Origin of the sequence: Amnibacterium sp. CER49 (assembly GCF_029846255.1) — a bacterium.
Lineage (GTDB): Bacteria > Actinomycetota > Actinomycetes > Actinomycetales > Microbacteriaceae > Amnibacterium.
In genome coordinates this window covers 1,141,969-1,168,838 of the sequence record NZ_JARVWQ010000002.1, presented here as the reverse complement: position 1 = coordinate 1,168,838, position 26,870 = coordinate 1,141,969, and the positions used below count along the sequence as shown (strand labels likewise).

The following is a 26,870-nucleotide window of genomic DNA, read 5'->3' as shown; positions in this document are numbered from 1 at the left end:
CGCAGCCGGCCCCTCAGGCCTCGGCTCAGCCCGGGTGCGTCATCGAGAGCACGTCGAGGGCGCGGTCGAGCTGCTCCTCGCTGACCTCGCCCCGCTCGACGAAGCCGAGATCGACCACCGCCTGGCGGATCGTGAGCCCCTGCGCGACCGCGTGCTTCGCGACCTTGGCGGCCGCCTCGTAGCCGATGACGCGGTTCAGCGGCGTGACGATCGAGGGCGACGACTCGGCGAGGGCGCGGGCCCGCTCGACGTTCGCGGTGAGCCCGTCGACGACCTTGTCGGCGAGCAGGCGCGACACGTTCGCGAGCAGCCGCACCGACTCGAGCAGAGCCGTGCCCATGACCGGGATCGCGACGTTCAGCTCGAAGATGCCGGAGGCGCCGGCCCAGGCGATGGTCGCGTCGTTGCCGATGACCCGCGCCGCGACCATGAGGGTCGCCTCCGGGATCACGGGGTTCACCTTGCCGGGCATGATCGACGAGCCGGGCTGCAGGTCGGGGATGTGCAGCTCGCCGAGGCCCGCGTTCGGGCCGGAGCCCATCCAGCGCAGGTCGTTGCAGATCTTCGTGAGGCTCACGGCGAGCACGCGCAGCGCGCCGGACGCCTCGACCAGGCCGTCGCGCGCGCCCTGCGCCTCGAAGTGGTCGGCGGCCTCCGTGATCGGCAGGCCGGTCGTCTCGGCGAGCACGGCGATGACGCGCTCGGAGAAGCCCTTCGGGGTGTTGATCCCCGTACCGGTGGCGGTGCCGCCGAGCGGCACCTCGGCGAGCCGCGGGACCGCGCCGCGGACCCGCTCGACGCCGAGGCGGATCTGCCGGGCGTACCCGCCGAACTCCTGCCCGAGCGTCACGGGCGTCGCGTCCATGAGGTGCGTGCGGCCCGCCTTGACGGTCGTCGCCCACTCCTGCGCCTTGCGCTCGAGCGCGGCCGCGAGGTGCTCGAGGGCGGGGACGAGGTCCGTGAGCACCGCCTCGGTCGCGGCGACGTGCACCGAGGTCGGGAAGACGTCGTTCGACGACTGCGACGCGTTCACCGCGTCGTTCGGGTGCACGGGGCGCCCGAGGCGCTGCGTCGCGAGCGCGGCGAGCACCTCGTTCATGTTCATGTTCGAGGAGGTGCCGCTGCCGGTCTGGTACACGTCGACCGGGAACTGGTCGAGGTGCTGCCCGCCGATGACCTCGTCCGCCGCGCCGACGACGGCGTCGACCACGTCCTGCTGCAGCACCCCGAGCTCGCCGTTGACGATCGCGGCCGCGCGCTTGATGCGCGCCAGCGCGACGACCTGCGCCGCCTCGAGCCCGGCGCCCGACACGGGGAAGTTCTCGACCGCCCGCTGCGTCTGCGCGGCGTAGAGGGCGTCGGCGGGCACGCGCACCTCGCCCATCGTGTCGTGCTCGATGCGGTACTCGCCGGTGCCACCGGGACGCGCCATGCTGCGGACTCCTTCGCCTCGTGCGGATCCGAGGAGCGGCGCGGTCAGACCAGGCCGATCGCGGCGATCCGCTCGACGCGGCCCTCGGTCAATCGGTACTGCGCACCGACGATCGCCAGGCTACCGTCGGCCACCGCGGCGGAGAGCAGCTCGGAGAACGCCACGAGATCGGTGACGGTGCGCTGCAGGTGCTCACGCCCGACGGCGTCGGGATCGGCCCCGCCGGTGCGGCTCAGCACGGACTCGACCGCCGGGCGGATGGGTGCCACATGCTGCGCGATGCGCGGCGGCAGCGCCGAGCCGTCGGGTGCCGCGTTGTCGATGGCGGCCTGCACCGCGCCGCAGCGGTCGTGGGCGAGCACCACGACGAGCGGGACGCCGAGCACGGCGACCGCGTACTCGAGCGACGCGACCGCGGCGTCGGACACCACCTGCCCGGCGTTGCGGACCACGAACAGGTCGCCGATGCCCTGGTCGAAGATGATCTCGGCCGCGAGGCGGGAGTCGCTGCAGCCGAAGAACGTGGCCTTCGGCACCTGCACCGTCGCCAGCTCGTGGCGCCGCTCGGCGTCCTGGCGGGGATGCAGCGCGGCCCCCGACAGGAACCGCTCGTTGCCGTCGGCCAGCTCGCGCCAGGCCTGCTCGGGGCTCATGGTGCTCATGCGGGTGCGTCCTTCCCGGGGAGGTGCCGCTTCGTCGCCTCGGCCGCGAGGCTGGACGCGAACGAGCGCGCCTGCGCGGCCGAGGCGGTGCCGTAGACGGCGAGATAGGTGGTGCCGATGCGGGTCGCGAGCGCGTACGCGACGTTGCCCGCGCCCTGGCCGAGGTCGCGCTGGTCGTAGACGCGCCACGTGAGGCCGCCCACCTGCGTCGTGCCGCCGGCAGGGGCGGAGGCGAGCGTGTCGTTCAGCCACGTGCGGTTGCCGCCGATGCCCTCGCTGTAGGCGAGGTACTGCTGCTCGTCGGTGACGAAGCCGACGTACCACGACGTCACGCCGTCGGTCTGCCGCAGCTCGGCGGCGTTGGCCCGCCAGGACGCGGGCACGACGGGGGCGAGCAGCGGCTGCCCCGCGGTGTCCTCGGACTGCGCGGCGAGGGAGCGGTAGTCGACCGCGGCCGTGGCCGGCGCGGTGCCGCGGGGCACGAGCAGGACGACGGCGACGACGATGCCGATGCAGACCGCGAGCGACGCCGCGAGGTTGCGCACGTTCTGGCGAGCGCGCCGCAGCCGGCGCGCCTCGGCCTGACGCCGATCCCGCTCGTCCGGCGTCTCGGGCCGCCCCGGCGCCGTGTCGACGCGGGGCCCCGCGTCGCTCACGCCTCGGCGGCGGGCCCGCGCGCCTGGTCGAGGCGCGCGCGGGCGCCGACGAGCCAGCGCTCGCACCGGGCGGCGAGCGCCTCGCCGCGCTCCCAGAGCGCGAGCGACTCCTCGAGCGTGCTGCCGCCGCGCTCGAGCCGGTCGACGACGGCGACGAGCTCGTCGCGCGCCTGCTCGTACGACATCGTCTCGATGTCGTCGAAGAGCGCAGCAGTGGTCAGGCCCTCGATGTCGTCGTGCCCGGGGTCGGCGGGCATGGCGCCGCCTCGCAGCGTGGCGGCGCCGGTTGCGGTCGGGTGGGCCGTGTCGCTCATGCGCCGAATTCTACGAGCGGGCTCCGACGACCTCGGGCGCGGCCTCCTCCCGGCGACCGCGGGTGCCGACGGGTCCGTCGCTCGTGGCCGCGATGGCGCCGTCCGTCACGCGGACGGTGAGCGCGGTGCCGGCGGGGGCGTCGGCGGTGCTGCGCAGGGCGGCGCCGCCGTCGCCGAGCACGATGGCGTACCCGCGCTCGAGCGTGCGCAGCGGCGACAGCGCGCGCAGGTGCCCGCGCGCCTCGGCGAGCCGGGCGCCCGCGTCGCCGAGGCAGCGCTCGACGAGCTCGGCGCCACGGGCGACGTAGCGGGTCAGCTCGTCCTCACGGCTCGTCACGATCCAGGCCCCGTCGCTGAGCACGCGACGGGCGCGCAGCGCGGCGATGCGGTCCACCTCGTGGCCGACCGTGTGCGCGACCCGCGAGAACATGCGCGCACGGCACTGCCCCACGCGGTCGAGCTCCTCGGTGACGTCCGGCACGACGCGCTTCGCCGCGTCCGTGGGGGTGGAGGCGCGCAGGTCGGCGACCTCGTCGAGCAGCGGCCGATCGGCCTCGTGCCCGATCGCGCTCACGATCGGCGTCGACGCGGCCGCGGCCGCGCGGACGAGGCGCTCGTCGCTGAACGCGAGCAGGTTCTGGAAGTCGCCGCCGCCGCGGGCGATCACGATGACGTCGACCTCGGGGTGCGCGTCGAGCTCGGCGAGGGCCTTCACGACCTCGTGGACCGTGCGGTCGCCCTGGACGGCGGTGTGGCGCACCTCGAACACGACGCCCGGCCAGCGCAGCCGGGCGTTCTTCAGCACGTCCTTCTCGGCGTCCGAGTCCTTGCCCGTGATGAGGCCGATGCGGGTCGGCAGGAACGGCAGCCGCTTCTTGCGAGCCGGGTCGAAGAGGCCCTCGGCGGCGAGCGTGCGCCGGAGCTGCTCGAGCCGCTCGAGCAGGTCGCCGAGCCCGACGTGCCGCATCGCGAACACCTGCATGCTGAGCGTGCCGCCCTTGAGCCAGTAGTCGGGCTTCACGAGGGCGATCACGCGGTCGCCCTGCTTCAGGTCGGCGGGGAGCTTCGCGCGCACGGACGACCAGACCTGGAACGAGATCGTCACGTCGCGCTCGAGGTCCTTGAGCTTGCCGTAGACGTTCTGCCCGCGCGGTCCCCACTGGGTGATCTCGCCCTCGACCCACACCTGCCCGAGCCGGTCGATCCAGCCCCGCAGCTTCTCGCCGAGCACCCCGACGGGCCACGGCTGATCCGCGGTCCCCACGCCGTCCGCCATATCCGCTGCTCCTAGAATCGCCCGCATGGGAACGCCGGTCGAGCTCGAAGCGCCCGCGGCCCCCCGCGAGCGCCCCACGGTAGCCGACGGGTCCGTCATCGGATCGAAGCGGGTGCTGCTGGCCGCCCCGCGCGGGTACTGCGCCGGCGTCGACCGCGCGGTGATCGCCGTCGAGAAGGCGCTCGAGCGCTACGGCTCGCCCGTGTACGTGCGCAAGCAGATCGTGCACAACGTGCACGTGGTGCGCCGGCTCGAGCAGCAGGGGGCCGTCTTCGTCGACGAGGTCGACGAGGTGCCCGAGGGCTCGCACGTCGTCTTCAGCGCGCACGGCGTCGCCCCCTCGGTCGTGCGCGACGCCGCCGAGCGCGGGCTCCGGGCCATCGACGCGACCTGTCCGCTCGTCACGAAGGTGCACCGCGAGGCCGTGCGCTTCGCCCGCGACGACTACGAGATCCTCCTCATCGGCCACCGCGGCCACGAGGAGGTCGAGGGCACGAGCGGCGAGGCGCCCGAGCGCATCACGCTCGTCGGGTCGCCCGACGAGGCCGACACCGTCGAGGTGCGCGACCCGGAGAAGCTCGTCTGGTTGTCGCAGACCACGCTGTCGGTCGACGAGACCATGGAGACGGTCCGCCGGCTGCGCGCGCGCTTCCCGCACCTCGCCGACCCGCCGTCGGACGACATCTGCTACGCCACGCAGAACCGGCAGGTCGCGGTGAAGAAGATCGCCCGCGACGCCGACCTCGTCGTGGTGGTCGGCAGCGCGAACTCGTCGAACTCGGTGCGGCTCGTCGAGGTCGCGCTCGAGCACGGCGCGACCGCCGCGCACCGGGTCGACGACGCCGGCGAGCTCGACCCCGCGTGGCTCGAGGGCGTCACGACGGTCGGGGTGACGAGCGGGGCGAGCGTGCCCGAGCGGCTCGTGCAGGGCCTGCTCGAGCGGCTCGCCGAGGCGGGCTACGGCACGGTCGACGAGGTGCGCACCGCCGAGGAGGACCTCGTCTTCTCGCTGCCGCGCGAGCTGCGGCGCGACGCCACCGGCGCCCGCGACCCGCGGGCGCTCGGCGGCCGGTCCGCCTGACGTGACCGCCCCGGCGGGCGGCGCCCGGCGCACGCCGGCCTGGGACGCCCCGGTCACCGTCGCCCTGCTCATCGCCGGCGTGCTCCGCGTCACCCAGACGGTGGCGACGGCTCGGACCCTGGCCGCGACCCTCGACGCCGCCCTCGTCCAGCTGGGCCGCGGCCACTACACGAACGACGGGCTCGCCACCGCGATGGGCTGGGCGATCGCCGTCGAGTCGACGGCGCTCCTCGTGGCGGCGATCGGCTTCTCCGTGCCGCGCATCCGGCAGCACCGGACCGCGTTCTGGATCCCGCTGGCAGCCGCCGGCGCGAACCTCGTGCTCACGATCGCGTTCGTGACCGTCGCGGTGCTCGGCGACCCGGCGATCGGGGCCGCTGCCCGGGGCGGGTGACCGACGGCGCAGCCGCTACGACTGCGACCTGCCGGCGGAGCCGAGCTGCTGCGCGGCCTCGACCACGCGCTTCGCCATGGCGGTCTCGGCGATCTTGCCCCAGGCCCTGGGGTCGTAGATCTTCTTGTTGCCGACCTCGCCGTCGACCTTGAGCACGCCGTCGTAGTTCGTGAACATCGTCCCGGCGATCGAGCGCGTGAAGGCGTACTGGGTGTCGGTGTCGATGTTCATCTTCACGACGCCGTTGCCCACCGCCTCGGCGATCTCCTCGGACGTCGAGCCGGACCCGCCGTGGAAGACGAGCTCGAGCGGCTTCGGGCCGTGGCCGTACTTCTCGGCGAGGCCCGACTGGATCTCGCCGAGCAGCTCGGGGCGCAGCTTCACGTTGCCCGGCTTGTAGACGCCGTGCACGTTCCCGAACGTCAGCGCGGCGATGTAGCGGCCGTTCTCGCCGAGCCCGAGCGCATCGACGACCTTCTCGACGTCGCCGAGGGTCGTGTAGAGCGCCTCGTTCGTGCCCTCGTGCTTGACGCCGTCCTCCTCGCCGCCGACGACGCCGATCTCGACCTCGAGGATCGCGGAGATCGCCTTCAGCCGGGGGAGCAGGTCCTTCGCGATCGCGATGTTCTCGTCGAGGGGCACCGCCGAGCCGTCCCACATGTGCGACTGGAAGATCGGCGGGCGACCCGCCTTCACCTCCTCCTCGGACGCGGCGAGCAGCGGCAGCACGAAGTCCTCGAGCGCGGGCTTGGGGCAGTGGTCGGTGTGCAGGGCGACGGTGACGGGGTAGTTCTTCGCCACCTCGGTGGTGAAGCGCGCCATCGCGAGCGCGCCGGCCGCGCGGTTCTTCACCGTGTGCCCCGCGAAGTAGTCGGCGCCGCCGGTCGTGACCTGGATGATGCCGTCGGAGCCCGCCTCGGTGAAGCCCTGCAGCACGGCGTTGATCGTCTGCGACGACGAGACGTTGACGGCCGGGTAGGCGAAGCCGCCCGACTTCGCCCGGTCGAGCATCTCGGCGTACTGCTCGGGGGTCGCAACGGGCATGGGGCGCTCCTTCGGGTCGGCCTTCGAGGAGTGTACTGAGCGCGTCCGGACCGGTCCCGGGTAGCGTTCAGCACGCATCGAGCCCCGGGAGGCGCACATGGCGACCGACACCACCCTGCTGAACGAGCCGGACCGCAACCTCGCGCTCGAGCTGGTCCGCGCGACCGAGGCGGCGGCGATCCGGGCGGTGCCGTTCATCGGCAAGGGCGACAAGCTCGCCGCCGACGGCGCCGCGGTCGACGCGATGCGCGCGTTCCTGCGCACGGTGCACTTCGACGGCGTCGTCGTGATCGGCGAGGGGGAGAAGGACCGCGCCCCCATGCTCTTCAACGGCGAGCACGTCGGCGACGGCAGCGGCCCGCACACCGACGTGGCGGTCGACCCGATCGACGGCACCAGCATGACGGCGCAGGGCCGGCAGAACGCGCTGTCGATGATCGCGGTCTCGGACCGCGGCACGATGCTCGACGCCTCGAGCGTCTTCTACATGGACAAGCTCGTCACCGATCATCACGGCATCGGGGTCTGCTCCCTCGAGCAGTCGGTCGGTGACAACATCCGCGAGCTCGCGAGGGCGAAGGGCAAGGACGTCGGCGAGATCATCGTCGCGGTGCTCGACCGGCCGCGGCACGAGGGCCTCATCGACGAGATCCGCAGCGCCGGTGCGGGCACCCGCATGCTGCTCGACGGCGACGTCGCCGGCGGCATCAACGCGGCGCGCTACGAGACCCGCATCGACATGTGCGCCGGCATCGGCGGCAGCCCGGAGGCGGTCGTGACGGCGTGCGCGATCAAGGCGCTCGGCGGCTTCATCGAGGCGCGGCTCGCGCCGAAGGACGAAGCGGAGGCCGAGAAGGGCCGCGCCGCCGGGCTCGACCTCGAGCGCGTCTACGACGCCGGCGGCCTCGTCGCCTCCGACAACACGATGTTCGTCGCCACCGGCGTCACCGACGGCGGCCTCGTCGAGGGCGTGCGGCGCAAGGGGCCGATCATCCGCACCGAGTCGGTCGTGCTGCGCTCGAAGTCGGGCACGCTGCGCCGCATCCAGTCGGAGCACCTCGCCTCGCGCTGGTTCTGACGGACGGTCTCACGCACGAGGACCGGGCGACTTCCGACATCCGGGCGTCGTCTCGCGCCCGCTTCGTCGGAACCCGCCCGGAATCCGTCCGACGGGCTAGTCGACGGCGCTGAGGCGCGGGCGCTCCTCGACCAGCTCGGGCGCCGTGAGCGGGCGCGGCACCGTGTCGATCGGCGACGGCTCGGGCAGCACGGCGGTCTGGTCCATCCGGCCGATCTGCCGCGCGGTGACGAGCACCCGCGTCTCGAGCGTGCCGACGAACTCGTTGTAGGCGCCGACGGACCGCTCGAGCGCGCCGCGCAGCTTCTCCGCCTTGCCGGCGAGCACGCCGATGCGGTCGTAGAGCGTGCGGGACAGCGTGAAGAGCCGCTGCGCGTCCTCGGTCAGGGCCTGCTGCGTCCAGGTGAACGCGACGGTGCGCAGCACGGCCCAGAGGTTGACCGGCGAGGCGAGCGCGACGCGCTTGCCGAAGGCGTAGTCGAGCAGCGACGGGTCGGCGGCGAGCGCCGACGAGAGCAGCGACTCGCTCGGCAGGAACGCGACGACGAACTCGGGGCTCGTGAAGTCGGTCCAGTAGCCCTTCGCCGCGAGCGCGTCGATGTGCGCCCGCACCGCCTTCACGTGCTCCTGCAGCAGCGCCTCACGGCGTGCGCCCTCGGCGCCCGGGGCACCCGCGGGGATCTCGCTGGCCTCGAGGAATGCGGCGAGCGGCACCTTCGCGTCGACCGCGATGCACTTGCCCTCGGGCAGGCGCACGACGAGGTCGGGACGCCGGACGCCGTCGTCGCTGCGGGTCGAGACCTGCAGGTCGAAGTCGACCCGGTTCGTGAGGCCCGCGGCCTCGACGAGGCGCCGCAGCTGGGCCTCGCCCCACGCGCCGCGCACCGAGTTGCTCTTCAGCGCCGCGGCGAGCGACTCGGCGGTGGCGCGCACCTGCTCGGTCGAGGTGCGGGCCGCCGTGAGCTGCTGCTCGAGCGCGCCGTACTGCGCGGCGCGCTGCTGCTCGAGCTCGCTCACCTTCGTCTGCATGCCGCGTAGCGTCTCCTGCACCGGCGCGAGCGCCTGCAGCACGCGCGCCTCCTGCCGCTCGCGCTCGGCCTGCTCGCGCTGCCGCTCGCTCGTGTCGGCGAGCTGGTGCCGCAGGCCGCCGATCGTCGCCTCGAGCGCGGCGATCTCGGCCTCGAGGCCGGCGCGCTGCTGCGCCTCGTCGGTGCGGACGCGCAGCAGATCGGCCTCGTGCCGCGCCTGCACGAGCCGTGGGTCCTGGCGGGTGCGCGCGAGGCGCGCGGTCGCGGCGAGTGCGCCCGCACCGGCGCCGGCGACGAGGGCGAGCAGCAGCAGGAGCGGTGTCACGCGGAGGACGCTCCCATCCGGCTCCGACAGCGCCGCGGCTCCGGCCGCGCGGCGGCGAGCGGTGCGATCAGGCGAAGACGACCGGCCGCGGCTCGCGGTCGAGCGGCGTCAGCCGGGTGAGCGCCGAGCCGACCGCAGCGAGCAGCTCGTGCACGCTCGACGCCCCGTGGCGGCGCGCGGCGTGCACGACGATGGCCGCGCACGCCTCGGCGTCGGCGAGGGCGTCGTGGTGGGGGAAGTCCTCGAAGCCCGCCGCCATCGCGGCGACCGGGAGTCGGTAGGAGTCGAGCGAGTAGGTGCTGCGCGCGATCTGCAGGCTGCAGAAGTAGTCGAGCGCCGGCGTCTGCGTGCCCGTGGCGAAGCAGGCCGCCCGGATCACCCCCATGTCGAAGCGGGCGTTGTGCGCGACGACGGGCAGGTCGCCGAACGCGAGCAGCAGGTCGTCGAGCTGCGAGGCCCACTCGGCGGCGCCGACGACGCGGTCGGGCGTGATGCCGTGGATGCGGATGTTCCACTCGCTGAACACGTCGTGCCCCGCGGGCGGCCGGATGAGCCAGCCGACGCGGTCCGTGACCACGCCGTCCTCGACCGTCACCACCCCGACGGAGCAGGCGGATGCACTGGACGGCCCCGCGGTCTCGAAGTCGACAGCGGCGAAGTCCAACGGCACGGCCGGGATGCTGCCAGCGCCCTCCGACACCGCGCGGGCGGCCGCGCTCGCGCGAACTACGGTTGACGCCCGTGGCACTCACCATCGGCATCGTCGGCCTGCCGAACGTCGGCAAGTCGACCCTCTTCAACGCGCTCACCCGCAACACCGTGCTCGCGGCGAACTACCCGTTCGCGACGATCGAGCCGAACGTGGGGGTGGTCGACCTGCCGGACCCGCGGCTCCAGGTGCTCGGCGAGCTGTTCGCCTCCGAGCGGCTCGTGCCGGCCGCGGTCTCGTTCGTCGACATCGCCGGGATCGTGAAGGGTGCGAGCGAGGGGGAGGGACTCGGCAACCAGTTCCTCGCGAACATCCGTGAGGCCGATGCGATCGCCGAGGTGGTCCGCGGCTTCGCCGACCCCGACGTCGTGCACGTCGCGGGCGCCGTCGACCCGAAGGGCGACCTCGAGACCATCGGCACCGAGCTGATCCTCGCCGACCTGCAGACGCTCGAGCGCGCCGAGCAGCGGGTGGAGAAGGAGGTGCGCGGCCGGCGCACGCCGCAGGAGGTGCTCGACACGATCCGCGCGGCGCAGGCCGCCCTGAACGCGGGCACCCGCCTCACGGCCGCCGGCATCGACCTCACGCCGATCAAGGACCTCGGGCTGCTCACCGCGAAGCCCGCGCTGTTCGTCTTCAACGTGGACGAGGCGGTGCTCACGGACGAGACGCGCAGGGCCGAGCTGGCCGCACTCGTCGCGCCGGCGCCCGCCGTGTTCCTCGACGCGAAGATCGAGAGCGAGCTCATCGACCTCGACCCGGAGGACGCGGCCGAGCTGCTCGCGTCGACCGGCCAGACCGAGAGCGGGCTCGACCAGCTCGCCCGCGTCGGCTTCGACACCCTCGGGCTGCAGACCTACCTCACGGCGGGGCCGAAGGAGTCCCGGGCGTGGACGATCCGCCGCGGCGCGCACGCTCCGGAGGCGGCCGGCGTCATCCACTCCGACTTCGAGAAGAAGTTCGTGAAGGCCGAGGTCATCGGCTTCGAGGACCTCGTCGCGGCCGGCTCGGTCGCCGAGGCCCGCGCCCGCGGCCGGGCCCGCATCGAGGGCAAGGAGTACGTGATGCAGGACGGCGACGTCGTCGAGTGGCGGCACGGCTGACCTGACGCGCGGCGGGACGAGCTCAGCGCGGCAGGCGCGCCGGCGCCGCCTCCGCGACGGCGGCTGCGGAGCCGAGCCGCACCGCCACCTCCGCCGCCGTGCGGCCCGGGCGGTCGTCCCGGAGCGTGAGGTCGCGGACGCGCGCGCCGCCGACCACCGGGCCGGGGCACCAGCGCACCGGGCCCGGGTCGGCGTGCAGCACCGCCCGTCCGCGCGTGGTGTGCTTGGAGCGTGACCGACATGGCCATGTTCCCGCTCGGCTCGGTGCTCTTCCCGCACATGCCGCTGCCGCTGCGCGTCTTCGAGCCGCGCTACCTCGCCATGCTCGGCGCGATCCTGCAGGACGAACCCGCCGAGTTCGGGGTCGTCCTCATCGAGCGCGGGCAGGAGGTCGGCGGCGGCGACGCCCGGGTCGACATCGGCACCGTGGCGCAGGTGTCCGACCTCGACACCGCGGATGAGACGGTGCTCGTGCTCGCGCAGGGCGTCCGGCGCATCGAGGTCGTCTCATGGGGCGACGACGACCCGTACCCGAGGGCGGAGGTGCGGGACCTGCCCGACCCGCCCTGGACGGCCGAGCTCGCCCCGCTGCTCGAGACCACCGAGCGGCTCGTGCGCCGCGTGATCAAGCGGGTCGGCGAGTTCGCCGAGCTGCGCTGGCCGGCCGACGTCGGCCTCGACGACGACCCGGCTGCTGCGTGCTGGCAGCTCGCCGCGATCGCTCCGCTCGGCGAGCTCGACCAGCTCGACCTGCTCCGCTCCACCGACCTGAAGCGCCTGCTCGAGCGCACCGCCGAACTCGTCACCGACATCGACGAGGTCTACGGCGGCACCCGACCGGAGGAGGAGTCCTGATGCTCGCCGCCACCCCGCTGCCCGGCACCGACGTCGTCGAGGTGGTCGTCGACGGCGGCTTCGGCGGCGGCGCCGTCCGCGACGCCGCTCGCGTCGTCGACCAGGTCGTGCGCGAGCACGGCTCGGTGCGCCTCCTCGGCGTCGTCCGCCGCCTCGGCCTCGTCACGGGGCTCGGCGCGCTGCGCGAGCTCGCCTCGTCGCCGCTGCTCGGCGCCGTGCGTCGCGCGGCGCTCGTCACGGACAAGGGCTTCCTCGCCGACGGCGCGACCCGGGGCGCCGCGGAGCGCGGCCTCGAGGTGCGCGTCTTCCCGCCGGGGCAGCGCGACGCCGCGCTCGACTGGTTGCAGCAGGAGGGTGCGAGCGGCGCCGGTCCGCTCGGTTAGGCTCCTTCCCGACAACCGAACACACGTGGCCGTACGGCCGACGCGGGAGAGCCGGGCACGCCCGGCACCGAAGGAGCAACCTCCCCGGCAATCTCTCAGGTCCAGCACCGCGTCGGACTGGCCGCTCTGGAAAGCGGAGCCCATCCACGGGCTCCCGCCCACGGTGAAAGGTGCCGCGAGCGGCACCGAATCTCTCAGGCGCAGCGACAGAGGGGGAGCGGCCGGACACCCGTCCGGCACATCTGGAGCGCCAGGAGAGCCCTGTGACCGAACCGTCGTCCCGCCGATCGCCCCTGCACGACGTCCATGTGCGCGAGGGCGCCGCGTTCACCGACTTCGGCGGCTGGGAGATGCCGCTCAAGTTCGGCAGCGAGCTCGCGGAGCACACCGCCGTGCGCACCGCCGCGGGGCTCTTCGACCTCTCCCACATGGGTGAGATCGTGGTGCTCGGCCCGCAGGCCGCCGAGGCCCTCGACGCCGCGCTGCTCGGCGAGCTCTCCCTCGTCGAGGAGGGCCGGGCCCGCTACACGCTGCTGCTGAACGAGCAGGGCGGCGTCCTCGACGACCTCGTCGTCTACCGCACGGGGCAGGACCGCTTCCTCGTCGTCGCGAACGCCGCGAACCGTGAGGTCGTCGCCGCCGCGCTCCGCGAGCGCGCCGCGGCCTTCGACTGCGCGGTGCAGGACGAGTCGGACGACGTCGGGCTGATCGCCCTGCAGGGGCCGCTGTCGCTCGACGTGCTGCTCGAGACCGGCGGGTTCTCGGCCGACGGCGACGGCCGGACCGAGGAGCGCTTCGCCGAGCTCGTCCGCGGCCTCGGCAACTACCGCTTCCTCGCGGGCGAGTTCCGGGGCCACCCCGTCCTCGTCGCGCGGACCGGCTACACCGGCGAGTACGGCTTCGAGATCTTCACCGCGTCGGGCGTGCTGGCCGAGCTGTGGTCGGCGCTGCTCTCCACCGGACGCGGCTCCGGCGTGCTGCCCGTCGGGCTCGCCGCCCGCGACACCCTCCGCCTCGAGGCCGGCATGCCCCTCTACGGCAACGAGCTGCTGCCCGTCACCACGCCGCAGCAGGCCGGTCTCGGCCGTCTCGTCCGCCGCGAGAAGCGGGCCGACTACGTGGGCCGCGCCGCCGTCGAGGCGACCGAGGCGGGCTCGGGCCGCGTGCTCGTCGGCCTCGCCGCCGAGGGCCGTCGCGCCGGCCGGAAGGGCTACCCGGTCCGCGCCGGCGACCGCGAGGTCGGCGTCGTGACGAGCGGCGCGCTGAGCCCCACGCTCGGCCACCCGATCGCCATGGCCTACGTCGACCAGGACGCCCGGGCCGCCGAGCTCTCGATCGACGTGCGCGGCACGGGGCTGCCCGTGACCGTCGTCCCCCTCCCGTTCTACAAGCGAAAGGCCTGACATGAAGGGCGAGCAGGAGCTCCGCTACACCGCCGAGCACGAGTGGGTCGACGCCGACGGCGACGCCGGGATCGCCACGGTCGGCATCACCGACTACGCGGCGAACCGGCTCGGCGACATCGTGTTCGTCGACCTGCCGGCGGTCGGCACGGAGGTGACGGCGGGCGAGGTCGTGGGGGAGCTCGAGTCGACGAAGTCGGTCGGCGAGCTCTACGCGCCGGTCACCGGCGTCGTCGAGGAGGTGAACGACGAGGTCGCCGCATCGCCCGAGGTGGTGAACGGCGACCCGTTCGGCCGCGGCTGGCTGCTGCGCGTCCGGGTCACCGAGCTGCCCCGGCTGCTCGACCACGACGAGTACAAGCGGATGACGGAGGGCGCATGACCGACCTGACCACGAAGCCCGCGACGGCGCTCGAGGGCTCGTCCGCGTTCGCCGCGCGCCACATCGGCACCGACGCCGAGGCGCAGCGGCGCATGCTCGAGGCCGTCGGGCAGCCCGACGTCGACACGCTGCTCGCCACCGCGGTGCCCGACACGATCCAGATCGAGGCCGACGCGCCGACCGTGCTGCCGGCCGCCGCGACCGAGGCGGAGGCGCTCGCCGAGCTCCGCGCCCTCGCGGCCCGGAACACGGTCCGCACCTCGATGATCGGTCTCGGCTACTCCGGCACGCTCACCCCCGCGGTCATCCGCCGCAACGTGCTCGAGAACCCGAGCTGGTACACCGCCTACACGCCGTACCAGCCGGAGATCTCGCAGGGCCGCCTCGAGGCGCTGCTGAACTTCCAGACGATGGTCTCGGACCTCACGGGGCTCGCCACCGCGAACGCGTCGATGCTCGACGAGGCGACCGCCGTCGTGGAGGCGATGCTGCTCGCCCGCCGCGCGAGCAAGGCGCGCACGGACCGCTTCGTCGTCGACGCCGACACGCTGCCCCAGACCCTCGCGGTGCTGTCGGGGCGGGCCGCCGCCGTCGGCATCGAGCTGGTGCTCGCCGACCTGCAGGGCGCAGGCCTGCCCGAGGGCGACTGCTTCGGCGTGCTCGTCCAGTACCCGGGCGCATCCGGCCGGGTCTGGGACCCGTCGGCCGTGATCGCGGCGGCGCACGGGCGGGGCGCGATCGCCGTCGCGGCCGCCGACCTGCTCGCCGCGACGCTGCTGAAGGCGCCGGGCGAGCTCGGCGCCGACGTCGCCGCCGGCACCACGCAGCGCTTCGGCGTGCCGATGGCGATGGGCGGCCCGCACGCGGGCTACCTCGCGGTGCGCGCCGGCCTGGAGCGGCAGCTGCCGGGCCGGCTCGTCGGCGTGAGCGTCGACGCCGACGGCGCGCCCGCCTACCGGCTCAGCCTGCAGGCGCGCGAGCAGCACATCCGCCGCGAGAAGGCGACGAGCAACATCTGCACCGCGCAGGTGCTGCTCGCCGTCATGGCGTCGATGTACGCCGTCTACCACGGCCCTGCGGGCCTGCGCCGCATCGCTCGCGACGTGCACGCGGCCGCCCTGTCCGCGGCGGCGGAGCTGCGCCGCCGCGGCGCCGAGGTCAGGTCGGAGCAGTTCTTCGACACGATCCTCGTCGGGGTGCAGGACGCGGACGCGGCCCTCGCTCGGGCCCGGGAGCACGGCGTCTGGCTCCGCCGGGTCGATGCGACGACGGTCGGCATCGCGTTCGACGAGGTCACCGCCGCCGACGCCGCCCGCTTCCAGCCCGACCTCGTCGCCGCGCTCGGCCTCGAGGACGCCCCGGAGCAGGACGTCGACGCCCCGGACGGCCTGCCCGCCGGGCTCGCCCGCGAGAGCGAGTACCTCACCCACCCGGTGTTCAACACCTTCCACAGCGAGACGGCGATGATGCGGTACCTCAAGTACCTCGCCGACCTCGACTACGCGCTCGACCGCGGCATGATCCCGCTCGGCTCGTGCACGATGAAGCTGAACGCCGCGACCGAGATGGCGGCCGTCACCTGGCCCGAGTTCGCGGACCTGCACCCGTTCGCCCCCGCGGACGACGTGGCCGGGTCGCTCGAGCTGATCCGTCAGCTGGAGGGCTGGCTCAGCGAGCTCACCGGCTACGACGCGGTGAGCCTGCAGCCGAACGCGGGCAGCCAGGGCGAGCTCGCGGGTCTCCTCGCGATCCGCGCGTACCACCGGGCGAACGGCGGCGAGGGGCGCACCGTGTGCCTCATCCCGTCGTCCGCGCACGGCACGAACGCCGCGAGCGCGGTGCTCGCCGGCATGAAGGTCGTGGTCGTCGCCTGCGACGAGCTCGGCAACGTCGACCTCGCCGACCTGCACGCGAAGATCGCGCAGCACGCCGACGACCTCGCGGCCCTCATGATCACCTACCCGTCGACGCACGGCGTCTACGAGGAGCAGGTGCGGCAGGTCACCGACGCGGTGCACGCCGCCGGCGGGCAGGTGTACGTCGACGGCGCGAACCTCAACGCGCTGCTCGGCCACGCCCGCTTCGGCGACTTCGGCGGCGACGTCTCGCACCTGAACCTGCACAAGACGTTCTGCATCCCCCACGGCGGCGGGGGCCCCGGTGTCGGCCCGGTGGCCGCGAAGCAGCACCTCGCCGCGTACCTGCCGGGCCATCCCTTCGCCCAGGACGCGCGGGTCTTCGACGGGCCGCCCGTCGCCGCCGCCCCCTACGGGTCACCGGGCATCCTGCCGATCTCGTGGGCCTACGTGCGGATGATGGGCCGCGACGGCCTCCGCGCCGCCACCGACGCCGCGGTGCTCGCGGCGAACTACGTGGCCGCGCGCCTCGCCGACGCCTACCCGGTGCTCTACCGGGGCGAGGACGGCCTCGTCGCGCACGAGTGCATCCTCGATCTCCGGCCGCTGACCGCGGAGACCGGGGTGACCGTCGACGACGTGGCGAAGCGTCTCATCGACCACGGCTTCCACGCGCCGACGATGTCGTTCCCGGTGCCGGGCACGCTCATGGTCGAGCCGACCGAGAGCGAGGACCTCGCCGAGCTCGACCGCTTCGTCGCCGCGATGCGGGCGATCCGTGCCGAGGCCGACCGCGTGGGCGCGGGGGAGTGGGCCGCCGACGACAACCCCCTGAGGAACGCCCCGCACACGGCGCAGGCGGTCACCGCGGACGAGTGGACGCACCCGTACGACCGGCGCACCGCCGCTTACCCCTTCGAGACCGTCCTCGCTCACGGGGGCAAGGGCGCCGACCGGCTGCGGGCCGTGCGCGGCAAGTACTGGCCGCCGGTGCGGCGCATCGACCAGGCGTACGGCGACCGCAACCTCGTGTGCGCCTGCCCGCCGGTCGACGCCTTCGCGTGATCGGGAGGCCTGAGGCGGCCCGGTCACGAGCCGCCTCAGGCCAGCGGCGTCACCGTCCTCGCGCCGCCGTCCCACAGCCGGGCGGCGACGAAGCGGCAGGGGAGCGGATCGGGATCGAGCAGCCCGAGGGCCTCGGCCAGCCGCCCTGCGGGGATGCGGCGCGCGATCGTGACGTGGGCGGTCCAGCCGTCCGGCACGGTCTGGTCGACGACCTCCGCGCCGGGCGCCTCCAGGGCGATCATCCGGTGGACGGCGCTGTGCATCGTGAGCAGGGGCCGCGACGGCACGATCTGCCGGGCGAGCACCCAGCGGCCGCGCTGGCCGCCGAACAGCACGGGACCGCCCACGATGCCGGCGAGGCCCTCGGTGGCGAGCTCCCAGCCGCGGAAGACGGCCTGCAGGCCGTCCAGGGCCGGCGTGAGGCCGGTCTCGGCGACCGCGACGGTCACGTGCGGCCGGTTGCTCTCGTGGGCGTTTGAGGCGAGGCTCGGCAGGTCGACGGCGGCGAGCGCGTCCCAGTCCGCGCGCACCCGGTCCTCGGCGGCGGGATCGAGCAGCAGCTCGACGCTCTGCACCATCAGCGGCCGCACGCGCCGGTCAGGGGCGTCCTCACGGAACGAAGGCTACGGATGCCCCACCGCGAATGACATCCATGTAACCCGAATGCGCAGGACGGTCAGGCGGGCGGCGCGAGGCGGGTGAGCTGCACCTGCGTCTCGGTGCCGGTGAAGCCGAGCCGTCGGTAGAGCGCGATGGCGGGCCCGTCCGGATCGGCCACGATCACGAGGCGCGTCCGCCCCCGCTCCAGCGCCGCTCGGGCGCCCGCGCGGACGAGGGCGCCGGCGAGGCCCTGGCGCCGCGCACGGGACAGCGTGCCGACGTTCTGGTAGCGCGCGACGCCGTCCGCGAGCGGGTAGAGCCCCAGCGCCGAGACGATCCGGGCGTCGGGCCGCGCGCCGAGCCAGACGCCGAGGCCGCGGGCCGTCGCGGCGCGCTGCGCGGCGACCCGGGCCGTCGCGAACGGGGCGGAGGCCGGGTCGTCGGGAGGGCCGAGCTCGAGCTCGATCGCGAGCACGTCGGCCCAGCCGGCGTCGTCCAGGACCTCCTCGACGGCGACGGAGGGGGACGGCTGCTCGGCAGCGATCCGAGCCGCCGGCGCTTCGAGCACCACCGCGTGCTCCACGGTGAACCCGGCGGCGGTCCAGGCCGCCTCGTCGACGTGAGGCTCGGCCTCGTCGACGCCGATGCTGACGAAGCCCGCGCCGGGGAAGGCCGCCGCGTGCGCCGCGGCCCACCGCTCCGGGGCGGTCAGGTCGGCCCCGGCGTCGGCGAGCACGAAGTTGCCCCAGCGGAAGGCCGGGTTCGCGGGGGTCCGCACCACCCGGTGACCCTCGTGCCGCTCGAGCACGCCGCCCTCGAGCAGCCGCGCGGCGACGTCCGTGGCGAAGGCGAGCGACGGACGCGTCACGGCAGCAGCCCGGGCGCGAGCGCCTTCAGCAGGTCGTAGCCGACGAAGCTCACGAAGTCGAGCAGGAAGTGGGCCACGACGAGGGGCGCGACGCGGCCGAAGCGGCGGTAGACCAGGCCGAAGACGACGCCCATGACGGCGTTGCCGACGAAGCCGCCGAAGCCCTGGTAGAGGTGGTACGAGCCGCGCAGCAGCGCGCTGGCGGCGACGACGAGCCACGGCCGCCAGCGCAGCTCGTCGAGCCGGGTGAAGAGGTAGCCGACGACGATCACCTCCTCCTGCACCGCGGCGCGGAGCGCCGAGAGCACGAGCACGGGGATCGCGTACCACTGCGGTCCGATGCCGCTCGTCGCCACCTGCAGGTTCAGGCCGAGCGCGACGGCGCCGAAGTAGAGCCCGAGCCCGGGCAGGCCGATGCAGAGCGCGAGGACGACCCCGGCGACCAGGTCGAAGCGGGGGCGACGGGCGTCGAGCCCGATCCGGCGCAGCGCGCCGGCACCGAGCAGGTAGAGGGCGAGCAGCACCGGCACGAGGTCGGTCGCGAGCCCGAGCAGCTGGTAGATGAGGTCGAACACGGGCCGGTCGCTCTGGCTCGGGTTCAGGGTCGTCGTCTGCCCCTTGAGCGGGCCCCGCGAGAGCGAGTCGGCGAGCGAGACCGCCGCGTAGACCGCCGAGGCGCCGAGCGACAGACCGAGCACGAGGAGCACCTCGCGGCCGGGTCGGGCGGGCCGCACCGGAGCCTCGAGACCGGGCTCCGCGCTCACCCGCGACTCCCGGAGGGGTGCCCGGAGCGTCCTGAGGGCGTGCAGCGCGAAGCGGTGCGAGACGCAATGATCGTGCGGCTCACCCCTTGACGACGCACAGAATCCCCTCGGATGTCGTCCGGCGTTCTCGCTCCGGTTTCCAGCGTGTAACGAATTCCCTCTCCCATTTTGGCCGGGAGCGGCGCGGTCCTTACGCTACCTTCGACTTCGCCGGGAGACGGCGCCGAGGTGGGTGACCACTCGAGGCGCCGCCGGCGTGCCGTGGACGGTCCGGCCCCATCCGGACCCTGGAACATGCGGAAAGGGGTGCGGCGATGACGCTGGGCAGCCCGAACGAGCTCGAGGTCGTCGCCGCCGAGGACGGTCTCACCGGCGCGGGCCTCGAGCCGGAGGACCAGCGCGGCCCCGCCCAGATCAAGGGCCGGTCCCTCTGGGCCCTCGCCTGGCGGCGCCTCCGCCGCGACAAGCCCGCCATGGCGGGCGGCGTCGTGATCATCCTGCTGATCCTGCTCGCCGCGCTCGCCGACCCGCTGGCGAGCCTCTACGGCCAGGACTACGCGGCCCAGCACAACTCCGGCGCCGAGGCGGCCAAGCTGCTCGACCCGCTCACGCAGATGCCGATCGGGGCCTTCAGTGGCGTGAGCGGACGCTTCTGGCTCGGCATCACGCCGATCGGCGGGCAGGACATCCTCACGAACCTGCTCTTCGGCGCGCGCACCTCGCTCGTCATCGCCGGCCTCGCGACGGCGCTGTCGCTGGTCCTCGGCGTCGCCCTCGGCCTGATCGCCGGCTTCTACCGCGGCTGGATCGACACCGTGCTGTCGCGGATCATGGACGTGCTGCTGTCGTTCCCGGTGCTGCTCTTCTCGATCGCGCTGATCACGGTCACCGGCTTCATCAGCTCGGCCGCGATGGTCCGCTACGCGGTCATCGTCTTCGTGCTCGGCTTCTTCAGCTGGCCCTACATCGGCCGCATCGTGCGCGGACAGGTCCTGTCGCTGCGCGAGAAGGAGTTCGTCGAGGCCGCCCGCAGCCTCGGCGCCGGCAACGTCCACATCATGTTCCGCGAGATCCTGCCGAGCCTCGTCGGCCCGATCCTCGTGTACACGACCCTCGCGATCCCGAGCAACATGCTCGGCGAGGCGGGCCTCTCCTTCCTCGGCATCGGGGTCATCCCGCCGACGCCCTCCTGGGGGCAGATGCTCTCCGACGCGGGCGGCTACGTGCAGATCGACCCCTGGTACCTGTTCCTGCCGGGACTCGCCATCTTCATCTCCGTGCTCGCGTTCAACCTCTTCGGTGACGGCCTGCGCGACGCCCTCGACCCACGTGGTTCGAGGTGACCCCGACGACCCTTCCCGCGACCACCCCGGTCGCACCCAGACGTGCGGAGGACGGCCGAACCCGGCCGTCGTCCGCCGGGCGCCGAGAGACGCCCAACCCGGCAGACGCACCCTGCCGGTCACAGCACAGGAACGAGAGGACATCTCGATGAGGTTCAAGAGGAGGACGCTGGCAGCAGCCAGCGTCGCCCTGGCTGGAGCCATGCTGCTCGCCGGCTGCTCAGGCGGCGGCAGCAAGGGTGGCACCAGCAACGGCAGCAACGGATCCAACGGCGGATCCGCGGTCACCAACGGATTCAGCGCGGCGGTCGACAAGGCCATCAACCCGTCCACGAAGAAGGGCGGCACGCTGAAGCTGCTGTCCAGCTCCGACTGCGACTCGTGGGACCCGGCCCGGACGTACTACGGCTGGTGCCTCAACATGCAGCGCGTCTTCAGCCGCACGCTCATCAACTACAGCAAGGTCGACGGCACGAAGTTCACCCTCGCGCCCGACCTCGCGACCGACATGGGCCAGCACAACGCGAACTACACCGAGTTCACGTACAAGCTGAAGAGCGGGCTCAAGTACTCCGACGGCAAGCCGATCACCCCCGAGGACATCAAGTACGCCGTCGAGCGCTCCTACGCGACGGACGTCATCACGGGTGGCCCCGGCTTCTACTTCGTCAACGTGATCAACGCGCCGAAGTCGTACAAGGGCCCCTACAAGAGCGGTGACCTGCCCGCGTCGGCGATCTCCACGACGAGCGACAGCATCACGTTCCACCTGAAGCAGCCGTTCGCCGACTTCAACTACCTGCTGGCCCTGCCGACCTCCGCGCCGGTCCCCAGCAAGGTCGAGGGCGGCTCCGGCTTCGTCGGCGCCACCTACACGAAGCACCCGGTCTCGTCCGGCCCGTTCCAGATCCAGTCGTACACGCCGCAGAAGAGCATCGTCTTCACGCGGAACAAGTACTGGTCGCAGAGCACCGACACGATCCGCAAGCCGCTCGTCGACGAGATCGACCTCACCGTCGACAGCAACAGCGACGACATCGACCAGCAGCTGAAGTCCGGCGCGGCCGACGCCCGCATGGAGCAGGGTGTCAACCCGACGTTCCAGTCGGCGATCCTCACGCAGCCGAAGTACAAGGCGCAGGCCGACAACCCGGCCGGCCCGACGACGCGCTACTACGCGATCGCCTCCTCGGTGAAGCCGCTCGACAACGTCCACTGCCGCCGTGCCATCGCCTACGCGCTGAACAAGTCGGCGTCGCTCGCCATCGCCGGTGGCCCCGCCGCCGGTCAGATCGCGAACTCCGCGACCCCTCCGGGCATCCCGGGCTACGAGCCCTCGTACAACCCGTACCCGGACGGCAAGGACAACACCGGCAACATCCCGGCCGCGAAGAAGGAGCTGCAGCAGTGCGGCCAGCCGAACGGCTTCAGCACCAAGGTCGCCTACGCGACGCCTGACGCCACGAACGGCAAGGGCTTCGCGAACATCAAGAGCGCGCTCGGCCGCGTGGGCATCCAGGTGACGCCCGCCACGACGAGCGCCGAGAACTACTACTCCACCTTCGTCGGCTCGCCGGCGAACGTGAAGAACCAGGGTCTCGGCATCATCACGGCCGGCTGGGGCGCCGACTTCCCGACGCTCTACGGCTTCTACCAGAACATCGTCAACGGCTCCGCGATCCTCCCCGAGGGCAACAGCAACTACGCGAGCATCAACGACCCGACGGTGAACAAGATCCTGAACAACACGGGTCAGCCGGTCACCGACGCGCTCGGCAAGCAGCTGAACCACGCGCTCATGGACACGGCGCAGTTCATCCCGACCCGGTACTCGAAGGACCTCTGGTACCGCAGCACGCGGATGACGAACGTCACCTGCAACAACGCGCTCGGCTTCGGCGCGTACGACGTGGTCAACGTCGGGGTGATGAAGTAATCACCGTTCCGCCCAGCATCCCGTCGGTCTGATCGATAGGAAGGATGCGAACGCGGTGACCGGCCGGGCCTCGGCTCGGCCGGTCACCGTCGCGTAGCGCCCCATGATCCGTTTCATCCTCGTCCGGTTCGCCGGCATGATCCTCGTGGTCTTCATCGTCAGCGTGCTGACCTTCGGGATCTTCCAGCTCGCGCCGCTGCTGTCGCACACGTCGCCCGTGTACTACTACACGGGCAAGGTCCCGTACCCGCCGGGATCCCCGCAGCTGCAGGCGCTGATCCACCGCTTCGGCTTCGACCAGCCCATCCCGGTCCAGTACTGGCAGTTCCTCACCGGCATCTTCGGCAAGACGATCACCGACGGCACGTCCGCCCCCGTGCAGTGCCCGTTCCCGTGCTTCGGCTACTCGTTCCGCCAGAACGACCTCGTCAGCACCCTCATCGGCAACGCCTGGCCCGTGACCCTCAGCCTCTGCATCGGCGCGGCGATCCTGTGGCTCGTCGGCGGCGTGCTCGTCGGCACCTTCTCCGGCCTCAAGCCCGGCTCGTTCGTCGACCGCGCCGGCATGACCGGCGCCCTCGCCGCGGTGTCGCTCCCGATCTTCTTCACCGGCCCGGTGCTGCTGCTGCTCTTCGTCTACACGCTCGGCTGGCTGCCCGGCACCGGCTACGTGCCGCTCACGACCGACCCGCTCGGCTGGTTCGAGAGCATGCTGCTGCCGTGGGTCTCGCTCGCGTTCATCTTCGCGGCGCTCTACGCGCGGCTCACCCGCTCGAACATGATCGAGACGATGGGCGAGGACTACATCCGCACCGCGCGGGCGAAGGGGCTCGACCGCCGCACGATCGTCGTGAAGCACGGCCTCCGCGCCGCGCTCACCCCGATCGTCACGATCTTCGGCATCGACTTCGGCACGCTCATCGGCTCGACGGTGATCACGGAGAGCGTGTTCAACCTCCGCGGGCTCGGCTACCTGTCGATCCAGTCGGTGCGGCAGCAGGACCTGCCCGTCATCCTCGGCGTCACCATCGTCGCCGCGGTGGCGCTGGTGATCGCGAACTTCATCGTCGACGTGCTCTACGCCGTCATCGACCCCCGCGTCACGGTCTAGCGCCGGCGCGACTGGAGGCACCCACATGGCCAGCACCACACCGGCCCCCGCGGTCGCGACCGCGCGCGACGCCGAGCTGTTCCTCTCCGTCGAGGACCTGAAGGTCCACTTCCCGACCGAGGACGGCCTCGTGAAGAGCGTCGACGGCCTGAGCTTCGAGCTCCGGCGCGGCGAGATCCTCGGCATCGTCGGCGAGTCCGGCTCCGGCAAGAGCGTCACCGCGCAGGCGATCCTCGGGCTGCACAAGGGCTCGCGGGCGAGGATCAGCGGGCACATCTGGCTCGACGGGCGCGACCTGGTGCCGCTCTCCGACGAGGAGATGCGCGGCGTGCGCGGCAGCGAGATCGCGATGATCTTCCAGGACCCGCTGTCGAGCCTGCACCCCTTCTACACGATCGGCGACCAGATCGCCGAGGCGTACCGGGTGCACAACAAGGTGTCGGCCCGCGAGGCCCGCGCCCGCACGATCGAGATGCTCGAGAAGGTCGGCATCCCGAACGCGCCCGGCCGCGTCGACGACTACCCCCACCAGTTCTCGGGCGGCATGCGGCAGCGGGCGATGATCGCGATGGCGCTCATCTGCCAGCCGAAGCTGCTGATCGCCGACGAGCCGACCACCGCGCTCGACGTGACGGTGCAGGCGCAGATCCTCGAGCTGATCAAGGACCTCCGCGACGAGCTGAACTCCGCGGTCATCCTCATCACGCACGACCTCGGCGTCGTCGCCGAGACCTGCGACCACGTCGTCGTCATGTACGGCGGGCAGTGCGTCGAGAAGGGCTCCGTCGACGACGTGTTCGAGCTGCCCGAGATGCCCTACACCTGGGGCCTGCTCGGCTCGATGCCGCGCATGGACCGGGTGCGGCAGGAGCGCCTCACGCCCATCCCCGGGCAGCCGCCGTCGCTCATCAACGTGCCGACCGGCTGCGTGTTCAACACCCGGTGCCGCTTCTCCGACCACGTCGAGGGCCGGCGCTGCTTCACGGAGCACCCGCAGCTCCTGCCCACGGCGCCGGGGCACGAGGTGCGCTGCCACATCGAGCCGGAGGAGCGCCGGCGGCTCTTCGAGCTCGAGATCAAGCCCAAGCTCTGAGAACGGCAGGACTCCGAACGATGACCACCACCTCCGCGGCGCCCGGCGCCGCCACCCCTCCGGCCGGCGCGCCCCTGCTCGAGGTCCGGGACGTGCGCAAGCACTTCCCCGGCCGCTCGGCCGGCCTGTTCGGCCGGCGGGGCAACCCCGTCAAGGCCGTCGACGGCGTCAGCTTCGCGCTCCACCAGGGCGAGACGCTCGGCCTCGTCGGCGAGTCCGGCTGCGGCAAGTCGACGACCGGTCGCGTGATCGCGAAGCTCATCGAGCCGACGAGCGGGTCGATCCGGTTCCAGGGCAAGGAGATCGCCGACCTGTCGACGGGGCAGATGCGGCCGCTGCGGCGCGAGGTCCAGATGATCTTCCAGGACCCGTACTCGTCGCTGAACCCGCGGCACACGATCGGCACGATCGTCGGCTCGCCGTTCCGCATCCAGGGCGCGCACCCCGAGGGCGGCATCAAGAAGGCCGTGCAGGGCCTCATGGAGCGCGTCGGCCTGAACCCGGAGCACTACAACCGCTACCCGCACGAGTTCTCGGGCGGCCAGCGGCAGCGCATCGGCATCGCCCGGGCCCTCGCGCTGCGCCCGCAGCTCATCGTCTGCGACGAGCCCGTCTCGGCGCTCGACGTGTCGGTGCAGGCGCAGGTCGTGAACCTGCTCGAGGACCTGCAGAACGAGTTCGGTCTCGCCTACGTCTTCATCGCGCACGACCTCTCGGTCGTCCGGCACATCTCCGACCGCGTCGCCGTGATGTACCTCGGCAAGATCATGGAGATCACCGACCGCGACACGCTGTACGAGGCGCCGATGCACCCGTACACCCACGCGCTCCTGTCGGCGGTGCCGATCCCGGACCCCACGGTCGAGGCGCGGCGCGAGCGCATCCTGCTCACCGGCGACCTGCCGAGCCCCTCGAACCCGCCGTCGGGCTGCGTGTTCCACACCCGCTGCCCGAAGTACCGCGACCAGCTGTCCGACGGCGAGCGCGAGCGCTGCCGCACCGAGGAGCCCGTGCTCGAGGACAAGCGGCCCGGCCAGTCGGTGTACTGCCACTTCGCCGAGGTGCGCAGCGACATCATCGACGGCGAGGCGCCCGCGCCCCGCAGCACCGGCATCCGCGAGGTGATCCGCAAGACGGCCGCGGGCGCGCCCGGCACCGGGATCGAGTAGCGGTGGCGACGCACGCCGTCCCCGGTCCGCCCGCCCGGCTCTGGACGCCCGAGCACGAGCCGGTGCTCGAGGTCGCGGACGGCGACGTCATCACCTTCGACGCGGTCGAGTGCGCCGCGGGCCAGCTCGACGGCTTCCGCAACGGGCAGCCCGTGCCGCACCTCGACTACGACCTGCTCTACCCGCTCGTCGGCCCCGTGCTCGTCGCGGGCGCGGAGCCGGGCGACGCGGTCGAGCTCGAGGTGGTCGAGTACCGGTCGGGCACCTGGGGCTGGACCAGCGTGCTGGAGGACTTCGGCCTGCTCGCCGACGACTTCCCCGACCTGCACGTGCACCGCTGGGAGCTGGGCGACGGCGTCGCGGACTTCAAGGGGATCGCGACGATCCCGCTGCGGCCGTTCCTCGGCGTGATGGGCGCGACGCCCGACACCGCCGAGCCGCTGTCGCCGTTCCCGCCGGGACACTTCGGCGGCAACATCGACACCCGCGACATCACCCACGGCGCGAGCATCCTGCTGCCGGTGCAGGTCCCGGGCGCGCGGATCATGGTCGGCGATCCGCACGCGGCGCAGGGTGACGGCGAGGTGTGCGGCGCCGCGATCGAGGCGAGCCTCTCCGGGGCGCTCCGCGTGAGGCTGCACAAGGGCCTCGCGCTGCCCGCGCCGCAGTTCCGCACGAGCGGTCCGCTGCGCGCCGGCATCGACGACGCCGGCTACTACGCGACGATGGGCGTCGCCCCCGACCTGATGACGGCTTCGCAGGACGCGGTCCGGGCGATGATCGACCACCTCGGGCGCACCTACCGGCTCGACCCGCTCGACGCCTACGTGCTCTGCAGCGTCATCGTCGACCTGAAGATCAGCGAGGTCGTCGACCAGCCGAACTGGGTCGTCAGCGCATACCTGCCGAACTCGATCTTCCGCTGACCGGGTCCCGGGGG

26 protein-coding genes, 1 pseudogene and 1 riboswitch are annotated in these 26,870 nt (G+C 72.9%); of the genes and pseudogenes, 15 read left to right on the top strand and 12 right to left on the bottom strand.

Annotated features, from left to right (window positions below; all coding sequences use genetic code 11):
• Positions 1 to 25 precede the first annotated feature (25 nt).
• The 5 genes from QDR37_RS15595 to xseA all read right to left on the bottom strand — a co-directional run bounded on the left by QDR37_RS15595 (position 26) and on the right by xseA (position 4,340).
• Complete coding sequence (locus QDR37_RS15595; protein WP_279714692.1) at positions 26 to 1,432, bottom strand: class II fumarate hydratase; 1,407 nt, start codon at positions 1,430 to 1,432, stop codon at positions 26 to 28.
• 44 nt (positions 1,433 to 1,476) lie between these two features.
• Entirely contained in the window at positions 1,477 to 2,094 is a 618-nt protein-coding gene (locus tag QDR37_RS15590; RefSeq protein WP_279714691.1) for a carbonic anhydrase, read from the bottom strand.
• Positions 2,091 to 2,750, bottom strand: a complete 660-nt coding sequence (locus QDR37_RS15585) for a DUF4245 domain-containing protein (protein WP_279714690.1) — start codon at positions 2,748 to 2,750, stop codon at positions 2,091 to 2,093. The genes QDR37_RS15590 and QDR37_RS15585 overlap by 4 nt, the downstream gene beginning before the upstream one ends.
• The gene (locus QDR37_RS15580; RefSeq protein ID WP_279714894.1) at positions 2,747 to 3,007 is read right to left on the bottom strand and encodes an exodeoxyribonuclease VII small subunit; all 261 of its coding nucleotides are present in this window, start codon (positions 3,005 to 3,007) and stop codon (positions 2,747 to 2,749) included. Before QDR37_RS15580 ends, QDR37_RS15585 begins: the two co-directional genes overlap by 4 nt.
• A gap of 67 nt (positions 3,008 to 3,074) precedes the next feature.
• Positions 3,075 to 4,340 (bottom strand): exodeoxyribonuclease VII large subunit, encoded by a 1,266-nt coding sequence (gene xseA / locus QDR37_RS15575; protein WP_347882113.1) that lies wholly within the window; start codon positions 4,338 to 4,340, stop codon positions 3,075 to 3,077.
• A 25-nt stretch (positions 4,341 to 4,365) separates the two neighbouring features.
• Here xseA and QDR37_RS15570 point away from each other — a divergent pair, with 25 nt between their 5' ends.
• On the top strand, positions 4,366 to 5,421 hold the full coding sequence (locus QDR37_RS15570; RefSeq protein ID WP_279714688.1) for a 4-hydroxy-3-methylbut-2-enyl diphosphate reductase: 1,056 nt from the start codon (positions 4,366 to 4,368) through the stop codon (positions 5,419 to 5,421).
• A pseudogene (locus tag QDR37_RS15565) lies at positions 5,387 to 5,815 on the top strand (DUF6264 family protein); the annotation flags it as partial. The gene QDR37_RS15570 and the pseudogene QDR37_RS15565, both read left to right, overlap by 35 nt.
• A gap of 15 nt (positions 5,816 to 5,830) precedes the next feature.
• Here the strand turns inward: QDR37_RS15565 and fbaA are convergent.
• The gene (gene fbaA, locus QDR37_RS15560; protein ID WP_279714687.1) at positions 5,831 to 6,859 is read right to left on the bottom strand and encodes a class II fructose-bisphosphate aldolase; all 1,029 of its coding nucleotides are present in this window, start codon (positions 6,857 to 6,859) and stop codon (positions 5,831 to 5,833) included.
• A gap of 97 nt (positions 6,860 to 6,956) precedes the next feature.
• Here fbaA and glpX point away from each other — a divergent pair, with 97 nt between their 5' ends.
• Positions 6,957 to 7,937 (top strand): class II fructose-bisphosphatase, encoded by a 981-nt coding sequence (glpX, locus tag QDR37_RS15555; protein ID WP_279714686.1) that lies wholly within the window; start codon positions 6,957 to 6,959, stop codon positions 7,935 to 7,937.
• 96 nt (positions 7,938 to 8,033) lie between these two features.
• Here glpX and rmuC read toward each other — a convergent pair whose 3' ends face one another.
• Both rmuC and QDR37_RS15545 read right to left on the bottom strand, forming a co-directional pair.
• The gene (gene rmuC / locus QDR37_RS15550; protein WP_279714685.1) at positions 8,034 to 9,290 is read right to left on the bottom strand and encodes a DNA recombination protein RmuC; all 1,257 of its coding nucleotides are present in this window, start codon (positions 9,288 to 9,290) and stop codon (positions 8,034 to 8,036) included.
• 67 nt (positions 9,291 to 9,357) lie between these two features.
• The gene (locus QDR37_RS15545; protein ID WP_279714684.1) at positions 9,358 to 9,960 is read right to left on the bottom strand and encodes an exonuclease domain-containing protein; all 603 of its coding nucleotides are present in this window, start codon (positions 9,958 to 9,960) and stop codon (positions 9,358 to 9,360) included.
• A 71-nt stretch (positions 9,961 to 10,031) separates the two neighbouring features.
• Between QDR37_RS15545 and ychF the strand changes: the two genes are divergently transcribed.
• A complete protein-coding gene (gene ychF, locus QDR37_RS15540; protein ID WP_279714683.1) occupies positions 10,032 to 11,102 on the top strand; it encodes a redox-regulated ATPase YchF in 1,071 nt (356 codons plus the stop codon).
• Positions 11,103 to 11,124: 22 nt separating this feature from the next.
• Here the strand turns inward: ychF and QDR37_RS15535 are convergent, their stop codons facing one another.
• On the bottom strand, positions 11,125 to 11,304 hold the full coding sequence (locus tag QDR37_RS15535) for a hypothetical protein (RefSeq protein ID WP_279714682.1): 180 nt from the start codon (positions 11,302 to 11,304) through the stop codon (positions 11,125 to 11,127).
• Between the two features lie 38 nt (positions 11,305 to 11,342).
• Here QDR37_RS15535 and QDR37_RS15530 point away from each other — a divergent pair, with 38 nt between their 5' ends.
• The 5 genes from QDR37_RS15530 (at position 11,343) to gcvP (ending at position 17,046) form a co-directional block, all read left to right on the top strand.
• The gene (locus tag QDR37_RS15530; protein ID WP_279714893.1) at positions 11,343 to 11,957 is read left to right on the top strand and encodes an LON peptidase substrate-binding domain-containing protein; all 615 of its coding nucleotides are present in this window, start codon (positions 11,343 to 11,345) and stop codon (positions 11,955 to 11,957) included.
• Positions 11,957 to 12,340 (top strand): STAS/SEC14 domain-containing protein, encoded by a 384-nt coding sequence (locus QDR37_RS15525; RefSeq protein ID WP_279714681.1) that lies wholly within the window; start codon positions 11,957 to 11,959, stop codon positions 12,338 to 12,340. The genes QDR37_RS15530 and QDR37_RS15525 overlap by 1 nt, the downstream gene beginning before the upstream one ends.
• A 33-nt stretch (positions 12,341 to 12,373) precedes the next feature.
• Positions 12,374 to 12,460, top strand: a riboswitch (glycine riboswitch).
• 143 nt (positions 12,461 to 12,603) lie between these two features.
• Positions 12,604 to 13,743: a glycine cleavage system aminomethyltransferase GcvT gene (gene gcvT, locus QDR37_RS15520; protein WP_279714680.1), complete on the top strand. Its 1,140-nt coding sequence runs from the start codon at positions 12,604 to 12,606 to the stop codon at positions 13,741 to 13,743.
• A gap of 1 nt (position 13,744) precedes the next feature.
• Positions 13,745 to 14,125 carry a glycine cleavage system protein GcvH gene (gene gcvH, locus QDR37_RS15515; RefSeq protein WP_279714679.1) on the top strand — a complete coding sequence of 127 codons (381 nt, stop codon included), beginning with the start codon at positions 13,745 to 13,747 and terminating at the stop codon, positions 14,123 to 14,125.
• Complete coding sequence (gcvP, locus tag QDR37_RS15510; RefSeq protein WP_279714678.1) at positions 14,122 to 17,046, top strand: aminomethyl-transferring glycine dehydrogenase; 2,925 nt, start codon at positions 14,122 to 14,124, stop codon at positions 17,044 to 17,046. Before gcvH ends, gcvP begins: the two co-directional genes overlap by 4 nt.
• A 35-nt stretch (positions 17,047 to 17,081) precedes the next feature.
• On the opposite strand, the gene QDR37_RS15505 is transcribed toward gcvP, so the two are convergent.
• The 3 genes from QDR37_RS15505 to QDR37_RS15495 form a co-directional block, all read right to left on the bottom strand.
• On the bottom strand, positions 17,082 to 17,624 hold the full coding sequence (locus QDR37_RS15505) for a 2'-5' RNA ligase family protein (RefSeq protein WP_279714677.1): 543 nt from the start codon (positions 17,622 to 17,624) through the stop codon (positions 17,082 to 17,084).
• 98 nt (positions 17,625 to 17,722) lie between these two features.
• A complete protein-coding gene (locus QDR37_RS15500; protein WP_279714676.1) occupies positions 17,723 to 18,514 on the bottom strand; it encodes a GNAT family N-acetyltransferase in 792 nt (263 codons plus the stop codon).
• On the bottom strand, positions 18,511 to 19,278 hold the full coding sequence (locus tag QDR37_RS15495; protein ID WP_279714675.1) for a type II CAAX endopeptidase family protein: 768 nt from the start codon (positions 19,276 to 19,278) through the stop codon (positions 18,511 to 18,513). The genes QDR37_RS15500 and QDR37_RS15495 overlap by 4 nt, the downstream gene beginning before the upstream one ends.
• Positions 19,279 to 19,592: 314 nt before the next feature.
• Here QDR37_RS15495 and QDR37_RS15490 point away from each other — a divergent pair, with 314 nt between their 5' ends.
• The 6 genes from QDR37_RS15490 (at position 19,593) to QDR37_RS15465 (ending at position 26,856) form a co-directional block, all read left to right on the top strand.
• Positions 19,593 to 20,621 (top strand): ABC transporter permease, encoded by a 1,029-nt coding sequence (locus QDR37_RS15490; RefSeq protein ID WP_279714674.1) that lies wholly within the window; start codon positions 19,593 to 19,595, stop codon positions 20,619 to 20,621.
• A gap of 148 nt (positions 20,622 to 20,769) precedes the next feature.
• A complete protein-coding gene (locus tag QDR37_RS15485; RefSeq protein ID WP_279714673.1) occupies positions 20,770 to 22,557 on the top strand; it encodes an ABC transporter substrate-binding protein in 1,788 nt (595 codons plus the stop codon).
• A gap of 103 nt (positions 22,558 to 22,660) precedes the next feature.
• Positions 22,661 to 23,668 carry an ABC transporter permease gene (locus QDR37_RS15480; RefSeq protein WP_279714672.1) on the top strand — a complete coding sequence of 336 codons (1,008 nt, stop codon included), beginning with the start codon at positions 22,661 to 22,663 and terminating at the stop codon, positions 23,666 to 23,668.
• Between the two features lie 25 nt (positions 23,669 to 23,693).
• Positions 23,694 to 24,761: an ABC transporter ATP-binding protein gene (locus QDR37_RS15475; RefSeq protein WP_279714671.1), complete on the top strand. Its 1,068-nt coding sequence runs from the start codon at positions 23,694 to 23,696 to the stop codon at positions 24,759 to 24,761.
• A gap of 20 nt (positions 24,762 to 24,781) precedes the next feature.
• Positions 24,782 to 25,930 (top strand): dipeptide ABC transporter ATP-binding protein, encoded by a 1,149-nt coding sequence (locus tag QDR37_RS15470; protein ID WP_279714670.1) that lies wholly within the window; start codon positions 24,782 to 24,784, stop codon positions 25,928 to 25,930.
• A gap of 2 nt (positions 25,931 to 25,932) precedes the next feature.
• The gene (locus tag QDR37_RS15465; protein WP_279714669.1) at positions 25,933 to 26,856 is read left to right on the top strand and encodes an acetamidase/formamidase family protein; all 924 of its coding nucleotides are present in this window, start codon (positions 25,933 to 25,935) and stop codon (positions 26,854 to 26,856) included.
• The last annotated feature ends 14 nt before the right edge of the window (positions 26,857 to 26,870 follow it).

What these genes read in the sequence shown, in the direction of transcription:
- QDR37_RS15595 (WP_279714692.1), bottom strand. Translation starts at nt 1,432, where the DNA reads ATGGCGCGTCCCGGTGGCACCGGCGAGTACCGCATCGAGCACGACACG.
- gcvH (WP_279714679.1), top strand. Translation starts at nt 13,745, where the DNA reads ATGAAGGGCGAGCAGGAGCTCCGCTACACCGCCGAGCACGAGTGGGTC.
- QDR37_RS15485 (WP_279714673.1), top strand. Translation starts at nt 20,770, where the DNA reads ATGAGGTTCAAGAGGAGGACGCTGGCAGCAGCCAGCGTCGCCCTGGCT.
- glpX (WP_279714686.1), top strand. Translation starts at nt 6,957, where the DNA reads ATGGCGACCGACACCACCCTGCTGAACGAGCCGGACCGCAACCTCGCG.
- QDR37_RS15530 (WP_279714893.1), top strand. Translation starts at nt 11,343, where the DNA reads ATGGCCATGTTCCCGCTCGGCTCGGTGCTCTTCCCGCACATGCCGCTG.
- QDR37_RS15570 (WP_279714688.1), top strand. Translation starts at nt 4,366, where the DNA reads ATGGGAACGCCGGTCGAGCTCGAAGCGCCCGCGGCCCCCCGCGAGCGC.
- QDR37_RS15470 (WP_279714670.1), top strand. Translation starts at nt 24,782, where the DNA reads ATGACCACCACCTCCGCGGCGCCCGGCGCCGCCACCCCTCCGGCCGGC.
- QDR37_RS15480 (WP_279714672.1), top strand. Translation starts at nt 22,661, where the DNA reads ATGATCCGTTTCATCCTCGTCCGGTTCGCCGGCATGATCCTCGTGGTC.
- fbaA (WP_279714687.1), bottom strand. Translation starts at nt 6,859, where the DNA reads ATGCCCGTTGCGACCCCCGAGCAGTACGCCGAGATGCTCGACCGGGCG.
- gcvP (WP_279714678.1), top strand. Translation starts at nt 14,122, where the DNA reads ATGACCGACCTGACCACGAAGCCCGCGACGGCGCTCGAGGGCTCGTCC.
- QDR37_RS15490 (WP_279714674.1), top strand. Translation starts at nt 19,593, where the DNA reads ATGACGCTGGGCAGCCCGAACGAGCTCGAGGTCGTCGCCGCCGAGGAC.
- xseA (WP_347882113.1), bottom strand. Translation starts at nt 4,340, where the DNA reads ATGGCGGACGGCGTGGGGACCGCGGATCAGCCGTGGCCCGTCGGGGTG.
- QDR37_RS15505 (WP_279714677.1), bottom strand. Translation starts at nt 17,624, where the DNA reads ATGGTGCAGAGCGTCGAGCTGCTGCTCGATCCCGCCGCCGAGGACCGG.
- QDR37_RS15580 (WP_279714894.1), bottom strand. Translation starts at nt 3,007, where the DNA reads ATGCCCGCCGACCCCGGGCACGACGACATCGAGGGCCTGACCACTGCT.
- QDR37_RS15525 (WP_279714681.1), top strand. Translation starts at nt 11,957, where the DNA reads ATGCTCGCCGCCACCCCGCTGCCCGGCACCGACGTCGTCGAGGTGGTC.
- QDR37_RS15590 (WP_279714691.1), bottom strand. Translation starts at nt 2,094, where the DNA reads ATGAGCACCATGAGCCCCGAGCAGGCCTGGCGCGAGCTGGCCGACGGC.
- QDR37_RS15475 (WP_279714671.1), top strand. Translation starts at nt 23,694, where the DNA reads ATGGCCAGCACCACACCGGCCCCCGCGGTCGCGACCGCGCGCGACGCC.